This window comes from Burkholderia sp. AU31652 (assembly GCF_002223155.1).
GTDB lineage: Bacteria > Pseudomonadota > Gammaproteobacteria > Burkholderiales > Burkholderiaceae > Burkholderia.
Window position 1 is genome coordinate 511,032 of record NZ_NKFG01000003.1, and the last position, 16,001, is coordinate 527,032.

General features: G+C 64.8%; 18 protein-coding genes and 4 tRNA genes. 8 read left to right on the top strand and 14 right to left on the bottom strand.

Annotated elements, in window-relative coordinates; all coding sequences use genetic code 11:
• Positions 1–46 precede the first annotated feature (46 nt).
• The 7 genes from CFB40_RS05020 to rph form a co-directional block, all read right to left on the bottom strand.
• On the bottom strand, positions 47–538 hold the full coding sequence (locus tag CFB40_RS05020; protein ID WP_089424741.1) for an energy transducer TonB family protein: 492 nt from the start codon (positions 536–538) through the stop codon (positions 47–49).
• A 335-nt stretch (positions 539–873) separates the two neighbouring features.
• The gene (locus CFB40_RS05025; protein ID WP_089424742.1) at positions 874–1,167 is read right to left on the bottom strand and encodes a hypothetical protein; all 294 of its coding nucleotides are present in this window, start codon (positions 1,165–1,167) and stop codon (positions 874–876) included.
• A gap of 236 nt (positions 1,168–1,403) precedes the next feature.
• Positions 1,404–1,799, bottom strand: coding sequence for a hypothetical protein (locus CFB40_RS05030; RefSeq protein ID WP_089430745.1), 396 nt, complete (start codon positions 1,797–1,799; stop codon positions 1,404–1,406).
• Between the two features lie 142 nt (positions 1,800–1,941).
• Positions 1,942–2,029 (bottom strand) — tRNA-Ser (locus CFB40_RS05035).
• A 44-nt stretch (positions 2,030–2,073) separates the two neighbouring features.
• Positions 2,074–3,288: a radical SAM family heme chaperone HemW gene (hemW, locus tag CFB40_RS05040; protein WP_089424744.1), complete on the bottom strand. Its 1,215-nt coding sequence runs from the start codon at positions 3,286–3,288 to the stop codon at positions 2,074–2,076.
• A 34-nt stretch (positions 3,289–3,322) separates the two neighbouring features.
• The gene (gene rdgB, locus CFB40_RS05045) at positions 3,323–3,949 is read right to left on the bottom strand and encodes an RdgB/HAM1 family non-canonical purine NTP pyrophosphatase (RefSeq protein WP_039343391.1); all 627 of its coding nucleotides are present in this window, start codon (positions 3,947–3,949) and stop codon (positions 3,323–3,325) included.
• Position 3,950: 1 nt separating this feature from the next.
• Complete coding sequence (rph, locus tag CFB40_RS05050) at positions 3,951–4,682, bottom strand: ribonuclease PH (protein ID WP_089430746.1); 732 nt, start codon at positions 4,680–4,682, stop codon at positions 3,951–3,953.
• A 173-nt stretch (positions 4,683–4,855) separates the two neighbouring features.
• Between rph and CFB40_RS05055 the strand changes: the two genes are divergently transcribed.
• From CFB40_RS05055 to CFB40_RS05070, 4 genes are all read left to right on the top strand, one after another.
• On the top strand, positions 4,856–5,779 hold the full coding sequence (locus CFB40_RS05055) for a YicC/YloC family endoribonuclease (RefSeq protein WP_011351283.1): 924 nt from the start codon (positions 4,856–4,858) through the stop codon (positions 5,777–5,779).
• 6 nt (positions 5,780–5,785) lie between these two features.
• The gene (gene gmk, locus CFB40_RS05060; RefSeq protein WP_089424746.1) at positions 5,786–6,469 is read left to right on the top strand and encodes a guanylate kinase; all 684 of its coding nucleotides are present in this window, start codon (positions 5,786–5,788) and stop codon (positions 6,467–6,469) included.
• 58 nt (positions 6,470–6,527) lie between these two features.
• A complete protein-coding gene (rpoZ, locus tag CFB40_RS05065; protein WP_006025620.1) occupies positions 6,528–6,731 on the top strand; it encodes a DNA-directed RNA polymerase subunit omega in 204 nt (67 codons plus the stop codon).
• A 63-nt stretch (positions 6,732–6,794) separates the two neighbouring features.
• Positions 6,795–9,161: a RelA/SpoT family protein gene (locus CFB40_RS05070; RefSeq protein ID WP_089424747.1), complete on the top strand. Its 2,367-nt coding sequence runs from the start codon at positions 6,795–6,797 to the stop codon at positions 9,159–9,161.
• Positions 9,162–9,357: 196 nt separating this feature from the next.
• Here CFB40_RS05070 and CFB40_RS05075 read toward each other — a convergent pair.
• The 3 genes from CFB40_RS05075 to CFB40_RS05085 form a co-directional block, all read right to left on the bottom strand.
• Positions 9,358–9,434 (bottom strand) — tRNA-Arg (locus CFB40_RS05075).
• A 60-nt stretch (positions 9,435–9,494) separates the two neighbouring features.
• Positions 9,495–9,571 (bottom strand) — tRNA-Arg (locus CFB40_RS05080).
• Positions 9,572–9,638: 67 nt separating this feature from the next.
• A tRNA-Arg gene (locus CFB40_RS05085) sits at positions 9,639–9,715 on the bottom strand.
• A 129-nt stretch (positions 9,716–9,844) separates the two neighbouring features.
• Here CFB40_RS05085 and greB point away from each other — a divergent pair.
• The gene (gene greB, locus CFB40_RS05090; protein WP_089430747.1) at positions 9,845–10,408 is read left to right on the top strand and encodes a transcription elongation factor GreB; all 564 of its coding nucleotides are present in this window, start codon (positions 9,845–9,847) and stop codon (positions 10,406–10,408) included.
• Positions 10,409–10,490: 82 nt separating this feature from the next.
• Here greB and CFB40_RS05095 read toward each other — a convergent pair whose 3' ends face one another.
• The gene (locus CFB40_RS05095) at positions 10,491–11,642 is read right to left on the bottom strand and encodes a porin (RefSeq protein ID WP_089424749.1); all 1,152 of its coding nucleotides are present in this window, start codon (positions 11,640–11,642) and stop codon (positions 10,491–10,493) included.
• A 501-nt stretch (positions 11,643–12,143) separates the two neighbouring features.
• Positions 12,144–12,416 carry a hypothetical protein gene (locus CFB40_RS05100; protein ID WP_089424750.1) on the bottom strand — a complete coding sequence of 91 codons (273 nt, stop codon included), beginning with the start codon at positions 12,414–12,416 and terminating at the stop codon, positions 12,144–12,146.
• 394 nt (positions 12,417–12,810) lie between these two features.
• Between CFB40_RS05100 and CFB40_RS05105 the strand changes: the two genes are divergently transcribed.
• Positions 12,811–13,014, top strand: coding sequence for a cold-shock protein (locus tag CFB40_RS05105; RefSeq protein WP_011351289.1), 204 nt, complete (start codon positions 12,811–12,813; stop codon positions 13,012–13,014).
• A gap of 141 nt (positions 13,015–13,155) precedes the next feature.
• Positions 13,156–14,292 (top strand): exonuclease domain-containing protein, encoded by a 1,137-nt coding sequence (locus CFB40_RS05110; protein WP_089430748.1) that lies wholly within the window; start codon positions 13,156–13,158, stop codon positions 14,290–14,292.
• Positions 14,293–14,326: 34 nt separating this feature from the next.
• Here the strand turns inward: CFB40_RS05110 and CFB40_RS05115 are convergent, their stop codons facing one another.
• Positions 14,327–14,920, bottom strand: coding sequence for a chorismate mutase (locus CFB40_RS05115; RefSeq protein WP_089424752.1), 594 nt, complete (start codon positions 14,918–14,920; stop codon positions 14,327–14,329).
• Between the two features lie 223 nt (positions 14,921–15,143).
• Positions 15,144–15,290 (bottom strand): hypothetical protein, encoded by a 147-nt coding sequence (locus CFB40_RS38545; protein ID WP_006756195.1) that lies wholly within the window; start codon positions 15,288–15,290, stop codon positions 15,144–15,146.
• 197 nt (positions 15,291–15,487) lie between these two features.
• Here CFB40_RS38545 and CFB40_RS05120 point away from each other — a divergent pair, with 197 nt between their 5' ends.
• On the top strand, positions 15,488–15,877 hold the full coding sequence (locus tag CFB40_RS05120) for a DUF2946 domain-containing protein (protein WP_089430749.1): 390 nt from the start codon (positions 15,488–15,490) through the stop codon (positions 15,875–15,877).
• Positions 15,878–16,001: the final 124 nt, after the last annotated feature.

Sequence of the window (16,001 nt, forward strand, 5' to 3'; positions counted from 1 at the left end):
TATAGCCAGCGCCGCCGCGCACCGGCAATCGCGGGGCGGCGACCGCTCAGTCGATCGATTGCGCCTGCGCCGACGCGGTGCTTTGCAACTGGAAGTGGCCGTCGTCGTTGAAGAGCCAGCCTTCCATCAGTTCGAGCCGGCCGTTGCCGTCGAGCAGTCGCGACGGTGGCGGCGGCAGCGGCGCCGAGCGGCGCAGCGATGCGAGCGCGAGTGCTTCCGCTTCGCTGTCGCCGTTGCTGCGATAGACGGACGCGTTGACGAGCCGGCCGCTGCCATCGACGGTGAAGGCCACGACGACGAGCGAGCGGAGCATGGCCTGGGGTATGCCGTGCAGCATGCCGGACGGATTGCGTTCGGCGACACGGTGCGCGACTTCGACGCGGTACTGGTCGAGGTTGCCGCTGCGGGTGATCGACGGAATCGTCAGGATCGAGTGCAGCGACGGAGGCGGCGTGATCGTGCACGCCGCGAGCATGGCGACGACGGCCAGCGCAACTGCACGCGGCCGGTTGACATGCAAACGGGGAAGGGGGCGCATGGGAGGCTAGCCGGAAGTGACTATAAAAAAATGATAGGCGCACGGACGCGAGCCGATATCGGGAGAAACGCATAACGGGCGATGCCGGATGATGCGAGCGCTGATGACGAGAAGGCGTGTGCTTGCGCAGCGCGATGTGACGTGACATGTGACAGTACGCTCGCGTGGCTGCCGCACGCGTGCATCGCGGCGTGCGTGTTGCAAGGTTGAAAGAAACACGAGGAACGCGACTGGCACGCCGGCGCGTGGCGACGGTCCGGCGCGAGTGCAGCGGGTCGCTGCAGGCAGCACCACGGGCGCGCCCGCGCCATTTTCGGCGATGCGTGCGGCCCGGTTCAGAAGCCGTGCGTGACGAGTGACAGGATCGACAGGTCGGGGTGCGTGCCGTCGATGATGCTCTTGCCGATGTGCACGGCTTCGTGGACGGCTTCATCGAGGCTCGCGAAGCTTTCCTCGCCGTCCGCATGGAAGGGCACCGCGTGGCCGGGCAAGGCGGGATTCGCGCCAGGATGGCACACGTAGCCGGTGTAGGTGTAGCGCGTGTCGTTGCCGGGCGCGACGGCCGGCACGACATGGATCTCGAAGCCTTCGTAATCGACGTGTTCCGCCGGTGTCGACAGTTCGGTCATGGCGATCTCCGTGTACCGCACGCAGGGGTGGCGCGCGCGGCATCGAGTACGCGGCGGCGGTCGTGTCGCCGTGTTGATCGAATTCTAGGTGATCGAGCGGCCGGCCGGGAGAGGGGCTTCCGGCGCGTTGCGATGTAATGGCGGGCCGCTGCCGGTGCCCGCCGCTCAGGTGGCGCGCGACGGCCGGCGCGAACGCCCGTGCCGTTTCGGCGGGCGGGCTCGTGCGCGGCGCTGCATCATTGCTTGCAGCGCGCGTCCTTGCGCTGCACGACGATGATCACCGGGTATTTCTGGCCGTGATCGAGCTCCACGCGCGCCACGACGGTCAGTGTTGCCGGATCGGAATCGTCGTACACGCTGACCTGTTCGTTCCGGAGGTAGGTCACGCCGGTGCAGTTCGACGTGCGTCCATCGTCGCCCACCTTGCACTGGAGGTCGTTGTCCTTCACGTAGTTGTAGGGCGACGGGCTCGCGAGGTATTCGCTCAGGCCGCGCGGCGAGCCGCCGACACCCGTCACGTAGGCGATCGCGCACGACGCCTGCGCGTCGCTGCCGGCGGCGGAGTCGGCCGTCGCCGGCGTGCTGACGGCAACCAGCAGTACAGCGAGCGACGAGACGATGAAGGGCTTCATGACGTGGGTTTCCCGTTTCGCGAATCGGAGCGCCGGATTGTAACGGCATCCGGCGTGACGCGTCGGAACGTGAGGGAAGGGCGTGCGCGGACCAACAAAAAACCCCGTCATTCGGTGAATGGACGGGGTTTGGCGAACTTCCTGGCGGAAGCGGTGAGATTCGAACTCACGGACAGTTTCCCGTCGCCGGTTTTCAAGACCGGTGCCTTAAACCGCTCGGCCACGCTTCCACACGAGGCGGCATTGTAACCGAAATGCCGCGTGGTTCATCCCCTCAATCGTCACGCAGGAACAATTCCTGCAGGTCGTTGAGGAAACGCTGGCCCAGCGGCGTCGGCGCGATCTGCGCGAAATCGCGCGCGATCAGCCCGCGCCGTTCCGCTTCCTGCAGCGCCGGCTCGATCGTGCTCATCGGCAGGCCCGTGCGTTCGGCGAAGCTGTGCACGGGGAAGCCCTCGACGAGCCGCAGCGTGTTCAGCATGAACTCGAACGGCAGGTCGCGCGCGCCGACTTCACGCTCTTCCTGCACGGCCGTGCCGGCCATCGCCTGCTCGATGAAGGTCGCCGGATGCTTGTAGCGTGCCTGCCGCAGGATCCGGTTCGGGAACGACAGCTTCGTGTGTGCGCCCGCACCGATCCCGAGATAGTCGCCGAAGCGCCAGTAGTTCAGGTTGTGCTTGCACTGATGATTCGGCTTCGCATACGCGGACACTTCGTAGCGCCCGTAACCGGCCTCGGCCGTGCGCGCGTGGATCCACTCCTGCATGTCGGCCGACGCGTCGTCGTCGGGCACGACCGGCGGGAATTTCGCGAACAGCGTATTCGGCTCGAGCGTCAGGTGATACAGCGACAGATGCGGCGGCGCGTACGACAGCGCGGTCTCGATGTCGGTGCGGCATTCGTCGAGCGTCTGGTTCGGCAGCGCGAACATCAGGTCGAGGTTGAAGTTGTCGAAGTGCTTCGCGGCGATTTCGACCGCGGCGCGTGCCTGCGTCGTGTCGTGAATCCGGCCGAGCGCCTTCAGGTGCGCTTCGTTGAAGCTCTGGATGCCGACCGACAGGCGATTCACGCCGCTCGCGCGGAACTGCGCGAACTTCGCGGCCTCGAACGTGCCCGGATTCGCCTCGAGCGTGATCTCGGCATCGGCGTCGAGCGGCAGCAGCGCACGCACGTCGGACAGCATCCGGTCGAGGCCGGCCGCCGACAGCAGGCTCGGCGTGCCGCCGCCGATGAATACCGTATGCACCTGGCGGCCCCACACGAGCGGCAGCGCCTGCTCGAGATCGGCGCGCAGTGCGTCGAGATACTCGGTTTCCGGAAACCGTTCGCCCTTCCACTCGTGCGAATTGAAATCGCAGTACGGGCACTTGCGCACGCACCACGGGAAATGCACGTACAGCGCGAGCGGCGGCAGCGACGTGAGCCGCACCTGGCCGGGCGACGTGAAGGTCGCGACGACGCGCGCGCCGGTTTCCGCGGCCTGGCTCATGCGACCTCCGCTGGCGAACGGGTATCGGGCGTGCTCATGCTTCCTCCGCGAGCCGCGCCAGCAGCGCCTTCAGCGCCAGCGCGCGATGGCTGTGCGTGTTCTTCACGGCCGGCTCGAGTTCGGCGGCCGTCGCGCCGAGCGACGGCAGGTAGAAATACGGGTCGTAGCCGAATCCGTGCTCGCCGCGCGGCGTGTCGACGATCTCGCCCGCCCAGCGTCCTTCGGCGAACAGCGGCTCGGGGTCGTCCGCATGGCGCACGAGCGCGAGCACGCAGCAATAGTATGCGCGCCGGTCGTCGACGCCGCGCAGCTGCTCGACGAGATACGCGTTGTTCGCCGCGTCGCCCTTGTCACGGCCCGCGCGCTGCGCGTAGCGTGCCGAATAGACGCCCGGCGCGCCGCGCAGCACGCGCACGCACAGGCCCGAATCGTCGGCGATCGCCGGCAGCCCGGTGAGCCGCGACGCGTGGCGTGCCTTCGTCAGCGCATTCTCGATGAAGGTGCCGAACGGCTCTTCCGCCTCAGGCACGGCAAGGTCGCCCTGCGGGACGATCTCGATGCCGACCGTCGAGAACAGCGCGGTGAATTCGCGCAGCTTGCCCGCGTTGTTCGACGCCAGAACGATGCGCGACAGCGGCGCGGTGGTGTGGTCGTCCGGCATGTCAGGCGCCCAGCACGTCTTTCTGAAGCTGCACGAGCTCGGCGATCCCGCCTTGCGCGAGGTCGAGCAGCGCGTTCATCTCGGCGCGCGAGAACGGCACGCCTTCGGCCGTGCCCTGGACTTCGACGAAACCGCCGGCGCCCGTCATCACGACGTTCATGTCGGTGTCGCACTGCGAATCTTCCGCGTAATCGAGGTCGAGCACGGGCGCGCCCTGGTACACGCCGACCGAGATCGCGGCGACGTGGTCGGTGATCGGCGAGCGCGTGAGCTTGCCTGCCGCGATCAGCTTCGACACGGCGTCGTGCGCGGCGACGAACGCGCCGGTGATGCTCGCCGTGCGCGTGCCGCCGTCGGCCTGGATCACGTCACAGTCGATGTGGATCGTGCGCGGGCCGAGCGCTTCGAGGTCGAACACCGCGCGCAGCGCGCGGCCGATCAGGCGCTGAATTTCCTGCGTGCGGCCGGTCTGCTTGCCGCGGGCGGCTTCGCGGTCGCTGCGCGTATGCGTCGCGCGCGGCAGCATCCCGTATTCGGCGGTCAGCCAGCCTTGCCCGCGGTCGCGCAGGAAGTCGGGCACGCGCTCGGACACGCTCGCGGTGCAGAGCACCTTGGTGTCGCCGAATTCGACCAGCACCGAGCCTTCGGCATGTTTCGTGTAGTGGCGGGTCAGGGCGACCTGGCGCAGTGCGTCGGCGCGGCGGCCGCTCGGGCGGGAAACGGAAGACGTCATGTGGGAATCGCGGAACGAGAGGAAACCCCGATTTTAGCGCCGAACGGCGGGCGTGCCCGGCGGGGTGGTCCGCAAAAATGGGATAATGCGCGCTTCCCGCCCCGCGCTTTCCGATGCGCCGGGCGCCTCGACATATCCCCGCCCGCGAGGGCACAAAGACGGCGAGACGAACCATGATCTACAGCATGACGGGCTACGCGAGCGCGACGCGCGAACTCGCGACGGCCACCGGCAACGGCGGCACCAGCGTGTCGGTCGAACTGCGCACCGTGAACTCGCGCTTTCTCGACCTGAATTTCCGGATGCCGGACGACGTGCGCGCGTGCGAACCCGCGCTGCGCGAAATGCTGATGAACAAGCTGTCGCGCGGCAAGGTCGATATCCGCATCAACCTGCAGCGCGGCGAGCAGAGCATCGGCGCGGGCGCGCTGAACCAGTCGGCGCTCGGCCAGCTCGCCGAGCTCGAGCGCTCGGTGCTCGACTCGTTCCCGGGCGTCGGCCGCCTGCGCGCGGGCGAGATCCTGCGCTGGCCCGGCGTGATCGCCGAGAGCGGCGTGTCGGCTGACGCGATCCGCGAGGCGGTGCTCGCGTGCGGCAAGGAAGCGATCGGCGAGCTCGTCGTCGTGCGTTCGCGCGAAGGCGCGCAACTGGCGACGATGCTGCTGTCGAACGTCACCGAGATGGAAGCGATCGTCGCGCGCATCACGCCGCTCGTGCCGGAGCTGATCGCGAAGCACCAGCAGAAGATCGTCGAACGGCTGCAGGAGGCGCTCGGCATCGCGGCGCCCGAAGGCAGCTCGACGATCGTCACGCGCGAGGAAGCCGCGGAGCGCATTCGTCAGGAAGTGACGATGTACGGGATCCGGATCGACATCGCGGAAGAGCTGTCGCGGCTCACCGCGCACCTGAACGAAACGCGCCATGTGATCGAGAAGGGCGGCCGCGTCGGCAAGCGTCTCGACTTCATGATGCAGGAACTGAATCGCGAAGCGAACACGCTCGGCTCGAAGGCGGCGGCGAAGGAACTCGCCGACGCATCGATGGCGCTCAAGCTGCTGATCGAGCAGATGCGCGAGCAAGTGCAAAACCTGGAGTAAAGCAACATGACGGAATCTACCCGCGACGCGCACGCGTCGCATTCGCTGCACGGCGGCGTCTATCCCGGCAACCTGTTCATGGTCGTCGCGCCGTCGGGCGCCGGCAAGTCGACGCTCGTGAATGCGCTGCTGTCGAAGGACAGCGACATCTGCCTGTCGATCTCGTACACGACCCGCAAGCCGCGCCCGGGCGAGCAGGACGGCCAGCACTATCACTTCACGACGGTCGAGGATTTCCGCGCGCGTCACGCGGCGCACGAATTCCTCGAGAGCGCGGAAGTGCACGGCAACTACTACGGCACGTCGCGCGTGTGGATCGAAGAGCAGATGAAGAACGGCCACGACGTGCTGCTCGAGATCGACTGGCAAGGCGCGCTGCAGGTGAAGAAGCAGTTCCGCAACGCGGTCGGCATCTTCATCCTGCCGCCGTCGCTCGACGCGCTCGAGGAGCGCCTGAAGAAGCGCGGCCAGGACGAGCCGAAAGTGATCACGCGCCGCCTGCTGGCCGCCGGCAGCGAGATCGCGCACGCGCCCGAAGCGGAATACGTGGTGATCAACGAGAACTTCGAGCGTGCGCTCGCGGAGCTCGAATGCATCGTCGCGGCCACGCGCCTGCGCTTTGCTTCGCAGTACGCGCGACACACGGAGCTGTTCATCGAGCTCGGCATCCATCTGCCCCACGCGGAATGACGCGGGGGACGAGGGACATAAGGTAGAATAAGGACTATATTCAGAAGGAATTACCAACATGGCTCGCATTACCGTCGAAGACTGCCTGAAGCAAATCCCGAACCGCTTCGAACTGGCGCTCGCCGCCACCTATCGCGCGCGGCAGCTCGCGCAAGGCCATACGCCGAAGATCGAAAGCCGCGACAAGCCGACCGTCGTCGCGCTGCGCGAAATCGCTGCCGGCCAGGTCGGCGTCGAGATGCTGAAGAAGGTGCCGGTGTAACGCGCATCCGGCCCGTTCCAGCCATGTAATCCACGCGCGCAACGACTCGACCTGGAGGCGAATATGAGCACCACCCCATCGTCCGCCTCCGCGGATTCGACCACCGAAGCCACGGCCCAGTCGCCTGCGCGCCAGTACATCGACGCGGTCCTCGAACAGTCCTTCCGGCATCTGTTCGGGCCGACCGCCACACCGGAGCAGCCTCGCAAGCACGGCGTCGTTTCGATCGCGAAACTGACGGGCGTGCTTGCCGAGTATCTTCCTCCGGAAGAAATCAAAGAGGTCAAGGCGGCGTTCCACTTCAGTGACGAAGCCCACCTCGGTCAATATCGCCAGAGCGGCGAACCCTACATCACCCATCCCGTCGCCGTCGCGGAAATCTGCGCCGGCTGGAAGCTCGACGCGCAAGCCGTCATGGCCGCGCTGCTGCATGACGTGATGGAAGACCAGGGCGTGACCAAGAGCGAGCTGGCCGAGCGGTTCGGCCCGAAGGTCGCCGAACTGGTCGATGGCCTGTCGAAGCTCGACAAGATGGAATTCCGCAGCCGCGAGGAAGCGCAGGCGGAAAACTTCCGCAAGATGCTGCTCGCGATGGCACGCGACGTGCGCGTGATTCTCGTCAAGCTCGCCGACCGCCTGCACAACATGCGCACGCTCGGCGCGGTGCCGATGGAAAAGCGCCGCCGCGTCGCGCGGGAAACGCTCGACATCTACGCGCCGATCGCGCACCGCCTCGGGTTGAACAACACGTATCGCGAGCTGCAGGACATGAGCTTCGCGAATTTCAACCCGCATCGCTACGCGACGCTCGAGAAGGCCGTGAAGGCCGCGCGCGGCAACCGCCGCGAAGTGATCAGCAAGATCCTCGAAGCCGCGCAGCGCGCGATGGCCGATGCGAAGATCGACGCCGAGATCACCGGCCGCGAAAAGACCATCTACAGCGTGTACCGCAAGATGCGCGACAAGCAGCTGTCGTTCTCGCAGGTGCTCGACGTGTACGGCTTTCGCGTCGTCGTCGACAGCCCGCTCGACTGCTACACGTGCATCGGCGCGCTGCACGCGCTGTACAAGCCCGTGCCCGGCAAGTTCAAGGACTACATCGCGATCCCGAAGATCAACGGCTATCAGTCGCTGCACACCACGCTGGTCGGCCCGTTCGGCGCGCCAATCGAGTTCCAGGTGCGCACGCGCAAGATGCACGAGATCGCCGAGGCGGGGGTCGCCGCGCACTGGCTGTACAAGAACGGCAGCGCGGATCTCAGCGACGTGCAGAAGCGCGCGCACCAGTGGCTGAAGTCGCTGCTCGACATCCAGAGCGAAGCCGGCGATTCGAGCGAATTCCTCGAGCACGTGAAGATCGACCTGTTCCCGGATGCGGTCTACGTGTTCACGCCGAAGTCGAAGATCATGGCGCTGCCGCGCGGCGCGACGGCACTCGATTTCGCGTATTCGATCCACAGCGATCTCGGCAACCAGTGCGTGGCCGTGAAGATCAACAACGAGCTGCTGCCGCTGCGCACCGAGCTGAAGAGCGGCGACATCGTCGAGGTGATCACGGCGCCGTATTCGAAGCCCAACCCTGCTTGGCTCGGTTTCGTGCGTACCGGCAAGGCGCGCTCGGCGATCCGGCACTACCTGAAGACGATGCGCCTGAACGAATCGGTGCAGCTGGGCGAGCGGCTGGTCGACCAGAGCCTGAAGGGCTATGGTCTCGCGCTGGCCGATGTCGAGCCGGAAGTGTGGGAGAAGCTCGTGCAGTGGACGGGCAACAAGAGCCGTCAGGAAATCTTCGCGGACATCGGCCTCGGCCGCCGCGTGGCCGCGGTGATGGCCAAGCGCATCGAGGTGCTGATGAGCGGCCGCGATGCGGACGACGATCTGCCGAAGTCCGAGCGGCATCCCGCGCACCACGCGCCGCCGGTCGTGATCACCGGCACCGAAGGGATGTCCGTGCAGTTGTCCGCATGCTGCCGGCCGATTCCGGGCGACGCGATCATGGGTTACATCGGCATCGGCCTGGGGATGGCGATTCATACGACCGATTGCCGCGTGGCGCAGCGTATCCATCGCCGCGATCCGGGCCGCTGGATCGACGTCGAATGGGCGCCGCAGCCGGGCCGCCTGTTCGATGTCGCGGTGAAGGCGCTCGTGAAGAACACGAAGGGCATCTTTGCGCGCGTGGCGGCGGACATCACGTCGGCCGACGCGAACATCGTGCATATCGCGATGGACGAGGATCTGACGCACGAATCGACGGTGCTGCGCTTCGTGATCCAGGTCAGCGACCGCGTGCATCTCGCGAACGTGATGCGACGCGTGCGAACCAATCCGGACGTGATGCGGATCATGCGCGAGCGTTCGACCGACGACGGTGCGCATGCGCGCCACGACGGCGGCATGCGCATCGAGCGCGAGCGTCAGGATTACTGACGCGGCCCGTGTGGGCGGGCGATCGACGGCGGCCAATGGCCGCCGTTTTCATTTGTGCTGGCGGAGGCGTGAACGTGCGGTGTGGTCGACGTTCTTCCGAAAAAAAGCGCCACGCAACCGGACGTTGCTATGTCATGAGTAGGGAAGGGAAGGCGGAAAAGAAAAAGGGCTTTCCCGGAGGAAAGCCCTTTTAAGGTGGCGCGGCTGGCAGGATTCGAACCCACGACCCCTTGGTTCGTAGCCAAGTACTCTATCCAACTGAGCTACAGCCGCACGCAAAACGGTACTGCTTAACTGTCGGAACCTTCTGCGATGGGAAGGTTCCCAAAAAAGTGGCGCGGCTGGCAGGATTCGAACCCACGACCCCTTGGTTCGTAGCCAAGTACTCTATCCAACTGAGCTACAGCCGCACGCAACAACAAGACTTCTACTGCTTTGAACTGAAAGGGCCTTCGGTTGGGAAGGCCCTCGAAAAAGTGGCGCGGCTGGCAGGATTCGAACCCACGACCCCTTGGTTCGTAGCCAAGTACTCTATCCAACTGAGCTACAGCCGCACGCAGAAGCGGAAGTATAGCAGGGTTGTATAAAAAGGGAAGCCTTATTCGCAAATTAGGTGCCATGACCTTGCCGGGGCGCCCTTCGTGTACCCTTGGAGCATCAGTCATCCACGTTGAATCTGCATCATGAACAAGGCGTTTGTCAAAGAGTCGGACGGTGACGACGACGATCTCGACCAGGCCCAGCCCGCGATTCCGGCGGGCGCGAAGAACTACATCACGCCGGCCGGCCACAAGCGGCTGAGGGACGAGCTGCTGAGCCTGATCGACGTCGAGCGTCCCGAGGTCGTGCGGCTCGTGTCCTGGGCCGCGTCGAATGGCGACCGGTCGGAGAATGGCGACTACATCTACGGCAAGCGGCGGCTTCGCGAGATCGATCGCCGCATCCGCTTCCTGACGAAGCGGCTCGATCTGGCCGAAGTCGTCGATGCGAGCCGGCAGGAGAATGTCGATCAGGTGTTTTTCGGTGCAACGGTCGATTACGAGACACCGGACGGCGAGGATCACACGATCACGATCGTCGGGATCGACGAGGTCGATCTCGATCGCGGCTGCGTCAGCTGGATTTCGCCGGTCGCGCGCGCACTGATCAAGGCGAAGATCGGCGATACCGTCATGCTGATGACGCCGGCCGGCCCGCAGCCGATCGACGTGCTCGACGTCCGTTACCCGGCGCCGGGCAACGCCTGAGCGGCGCACGGCGCAACCCGGCAAAGAAAAAGCGCCCCGATGGGGCGCTTCGTCATCCGGCGTGCGGCGGAATGCCGGTCGCTCAGAAGCGATGACGCAGGCCTGCCGTGACCGCGATCTGCTTGTTGGTCGATGAAGCACCACCGAGGCCATTGACATAGGCGCCGATGCCCAGGCCGTCCGTGCTGACGCGCTGATAAACGCCTTGCACGTACACGTCGGTCCGCTTGGACAGTGCATAGTCGGTCTGCAGGTTGAACTGGTTCCAGCCCGGATGACGGCCGTCCAGGAAGCCGGCGGTGTACGTGTACGACCCGGCCAGCGACAAGGCCGGCGTGAGCGCGTAGCGGGCGTTTACTTCGTAGTTGTTGAAGCGGGCAAACGTGCCGTCGAGACCCAGCCCGTTCGACACGCCCGAGGCACCCGCGGAGATGCCGAGCGCCCGGTTCACGCGCGATTGCGTGAACACGAAGCCGGCCGTTGCCGGGCCGAATGTGTAGTTCAGGCCGCCGCCGAACACGCGCTGACGCTTGCCGACGAACGTATTGTCGCCGGCCACCGCGCCGCCGCTGTTGGTGACCGCCGCCGACGTGAGGCCCGAGATGTCATTGTTCAACTGCAGGTAGCCGGCGCCGATGTTGAAGCCGGCATAGGTGTACGACACGCCCGCGCTGTATGCGCGATTGTTCGAGAACTGGTTGCTGTTCGAGAAACCGTACAACGCGCCGAACTTCAGACCGCCGTAATTGACGCTCGTGTACTTGACGGCGTTATTGATCCGGAACGAATTGTTCAGGTTGTCGTTGTCGAACGGGTGGGCAAACTGGGTGCCGCCGAATTGCGTACCGGTCAGCGACAGCGGCCCGATGTAGTCGACGACGCTGTCGTACTGGCGACCGAGGGTGACGGCGCCGAACTGGTCATGAGACAGGCCGACGAACGCCTGGCGGCCGAATTCGCGGCCATTCTGGCCGAGCGTGCCGTTGGCGATGTTGAAGCCGTTTTCCAACACGAAGATTGCTTTCAGGCCGCCACCGAGATCTTCCGTGCCGCGCAGGCCCCAGCGGCTGCCGTTGATCTGGCCGCTGCGTTCCGACCATGAGCTGTGGCCACCCTGGTTGTTCGTATAGGTGATGCCTGCGTCGATCAGGCCATAGAGCGTCACGCTGCTTTGGGCGTGAGCTGCCGTCACGAATACACCCGACAACGCGGTGACGATCAGGGTTTTTTTCATGGATCTGTCTCCAAACAGGATGATGTCGATCGAACCTGCTGCGGACTGGCATGTTGTGCTTGACGTTGCGGCCGGTCCGGCAGAGCGGCGGTGCGCTTATCAAAAAGCCATCTGCAGTGTACGGAGTGCGTGGAGTGGGGGAAGAATGCGCTTTAAGCAATAGTATATTTTGGAATCCGCAAAGATCGGCAATGTGGCGCAAACGGTTGCCCATCAAGGGTTTGTGGCGGTGCAGCGAAGAAAAATGGCGATCAGGACTACGGAACGGGCGTTGCGCGGTCGCGACAGGCGGTCAGCAGGAGGCGGGGATGGCCATCATCCGATTATTGACACATCGGCAATAGAGGTTTGTGTGGAGCATGGCTAATGAAAGGTTGTTCTCTCGCTATACTGCGATCTCTGCTTTCCGAAGCAGACTTTTTCGTTGACGGAAAAGATCTCCAAACCTTTGTCGGCGCGACTTCCCAGTCGCGCTTTTTTTTTGCCCCGTTGATTCGCGCGCTATTGCGCGAACGAGCGCCGCTTGCGCTTGGCCGCGGGTGCGGCCTCCTTGGATTCGTTGGGGGGCGGCGTGTATGTCCAGTCTTCCATCACGTAGTGACGGGCATCGAGGGGCGACGAGAGCAGGTTCTGCCAGTGATCGCCGTGCCAGGTCGTATCGAATTCGGTGTCGCACGGCGCTTCGCGCGAGGACACTGACTCGGCCAGGGCGCGGGACTTGCGGTGTACGCGTCCGAGCCGGCTCGCGAAGCGCTTGATTCCGTCCAGCCACATGACCTTCTCCTTCCTTCCGACGTTAAGTGAGCATCGCAATGTCCTCGGGTTTCCGCAACCCGGAAAAAACCCGAGGAATTTACCGAGCCGATTTGTCCCCGGTAGGATTTTCTCGCACAAGATTATTAATGCTCCGATCCCGGTAATGTTGACAGGTTTTTGATGCGAATCAATTAATCAAAGGCGCCGGTGTACCGATTCCAGTGGTATTAGCTCTTTTTTGATAAAACGATCGTCAAAAATTTCCTTGACGCACCCGGATTGTCCAATTTATAAAGTCAGCACTCCGTCCTCGGGCGGCGTGCTGGTGTGGGTGCTGGCGCAATGTTTCGGGATTTCGGGAAACGGCTATAAAAATAGCTTTTTTGGATCTAATCGAGTGGGGAACGAAGACATGGATACCGGTATCGTGAAATGGTTTAACGATGCTAAAGGTTTCGGCTTTATTACGTCGGACAATGGCGGTGAAGATTTGTTTGCACACTTTTCCGAAATCAAGATGGACGGCTTCAAGACGCTGAAGGAAAACCAGCGTGTTTCGTTCGACGTGAAAGTCGGGCCGAAAGGCAAGCAGGCAGCGAATATCCAGGCGGTCTGACGCGCCACGCATTGCCGATCACGTCCGGCCCCCGCATTGCGGGGGCTTTTTGTTTTGCGGGGGCGGAACATTCCGGTTCGGGCTGGCCGCGAACCCGAATGCCGGTGCATACTCACGGAAGCATCGATTCCCAGTCTTTTCATGTCCGATTCCCCCCGTCCGTCCGATCCCGCCAGCGAACAGCCGCTCGTTTTCGTCGACCTTGAAACCACTGGTGGCTCGCCCGCCGAACACCGCATCACCGAGATCGGCGTGGTCGAAATCGGCCCGTTCGGCGTGTCGACGTGGACGACGCTCGTCGATCCGGGGCAGCCGATTCCGCCGTTCATCCAGCAACTGACGGGCATTTCGGACGAGATGGTGCGCGATGCGCCGTCATTTGCGTCGATGGCGCCGGCGTTGTTCGAGCGGCTCGACGGCAAGCTTTTCGTCGCGCACAACGCGAACTTCGACCGCGGCTTCCTGCGGGCCGAATTCGAGCGCGCCGGCTTCGCGTTCAATCCCGATGTGCTGTGTACGGTGCGGCTGTCGAAGGCGCTGTTTCCGCGTGAGTCGCGGCACGGCCTCGACGCGTTGATCGAGCGCCACGGCCTCGTGCCGGCTGCGCGCCACCGGGCGCTGGCGGATGCCGACCTGCTGTGGCAGTTCTGGCGCCTGTTGCACGATATCGTGCCGCTTGAGCGGCTGCGTGACCAGATCGCGCGCACGACGCGCCACTTCCGTCTGGGCGGCGACCTGACCGAAGCCTGGCTCGATACCGCGCCGCCCGGCTGCGGTGCGTACGCACTGTTCGGGGAGGAGGATGTGCCGCTGTATGTTGGCCGCAGCGTGCGTGTGCGGCAGCGGCTGCGTGCGCTACTGATGGGCGAGCGCCGTTCGTCGAAGGAAATGCGACTGGCGCAGCAGGTGCGGCGCGTCGAATGGCGCGAGACCGGCAACGAGTTGGGGGCGATGCTGGCCGAAGCGCAATGGATTGCCCGGCTGCGGCCGTCATACAACCGGCGCCTCGCGGCCGACGCCCGTGCCGGCGCTGCGCCGTGGCCGTTCGAAGGTGCGGTCGCATTCGAGGCGAGCGGCGAGCGCAGCCTGTTTCACGTGATCGACGGCTGGCGCTATCTCGGCGCGGCGGAGTCGCTCGACGCGGCCGCGCAACTCGCGGCCGACGGGACGGACGGTGCGTTCGAACCCTTTACCCACCGTCTGCTGCAGACGCATCTCGCACGCGGCTTGCAGCTGATTCCGCTCGCCGCGCTCATGCCTGCGGGGCAGGCGGGTTAATCAGGCGCGGTCGCGCGACCCGCGCCCGCTGTCGTCAGCCGATCGCGCTTGCGCCGCCGGCCGAGCAGACGTGCGACAGCGCGGTGTCGAGTGCCTGCGTTTGCGTCGCGTCGTAGCGCGTGAGCGACTTCCAGTTGGCGATGCTGCGCGCGAGCCGCGCCTGGCAATCAGGCGCATCCCGCAGCGGTGCAACCTGCGCGAGCCCCGCGAGCATTTTCTGCGTCAGCCGGTCGAGCGCCGGGCGCGTGCTGGTCGCGAGATCGGGCGGCGTGCCTTCCGGCGGCCGCGTCGCGCGCCAGGTCGCGAACAGCGCATTCTGCACATCCTTGCTCGCGGTGATCTGATCCTCGAAGAACGTCCGTGCGAACGCGGGATCGACACCGGCCTGTGCCGCGCGCCTCTCGACTGACACGAGCAGTTCCGCTTCGCGCGGCCGGTCCTCGATTGCCTTGTGATTCGCCCATTTCCATCGGGCGACCGGTTCGGCGAGCGCGAGGCGCTGCGACGCGAGCGCGACGATATTGGTGAGGGCCGTGTCGTCACCGTCTGCATTGGCGATGCGCGGGGACGAGAAGAGGGCGACGCCGAGCGCGGCGACAGCGAGGCTGGCACGAATGGCTTGCTTCATCGGAACGATCAGGAGAGCCGGACGGGCCGGAAGTGGAAAACCAGAAGGATAGACGAAGACAGTCGCGCGGCGTAGCGCAGCGACCGGAGAATCAGCAGGCGAGCTGATCCGGCACCGTCAGGCTGTTGCGGCCCGGGTGCGAGGCGAATTGCGCGCGATGCGCAGTGATGTACCGCACGATAGCGATGATCGACACGTGGCGGTTACAGAACCGGACAGGCGTTCACTTCGGCGAGTACAGCTTGTGCTGCTCGTCGAAGAATGCCCGCACGTGGTCGGGCAATTCGGCGAGGAATTCCACGCCGACGGGTTCCGGATCCGGGCTCATCACTTGCTCCGGCGGTGGCATGCGGGTTGGTCTTTCGTCCATGGTCATTTCTCCAGCAGGTTCGATGATTATCAACCTCGTGCTTGGATTTATGCCAGTGGCGAATCGTTAGATTTTGTCTCTGTTGTATTAACGGCACATGCGCTCTGGCGCGTGCTGCGATGCCGACTACTGCATCGTGCGGAATCGGCGGCAATCGGGCCGCTTGTTATACTTGCGCGCACTTTTTCTGGACCGCGATGAAACGAACGACGCGATGGATCGGCCTCGTATGGCTGGCGCTGGTACTGAACGTACTGTCGCCCGTCATGGGCTATGCGCGTCTTGCGTCGAGCGGCTCCGGTCAGCTCACGCTCGAGTTGTGCAGTGCAGCGGGCGCCCGCCAGATCGTGCTCGCGCAGGCGGGCGGCGATCACGACACGTCGTCGTTCGACCATGCCGGCGTGCCGCACTGCGTGTACTGCCCCGGCTTCGCGGCGAACGTGGCGCTCGGGTCGAGCCTGCCCGCCCTGCCGGGCTTCGTGCGGACGTTCGCCTATCGCGCGGCCGCGCTCGCCATTCCCGATCTTCCCCGCCAGGGCATCCGTCTCGCGCAGCCTCGCGCCCCGCCTGAAAACGCTCCGATCTGATTGATGTCGTCCGCGCGCCCCGGTGGCGCGCGTGCCGTCCGCGGCCGGGCCGCGTGCCGCGCCGTCCGGGCGCGGCGCGCGCTCGTGTCCGGCGGCGTCCGATCACGTTTTCAGGAATTCACTC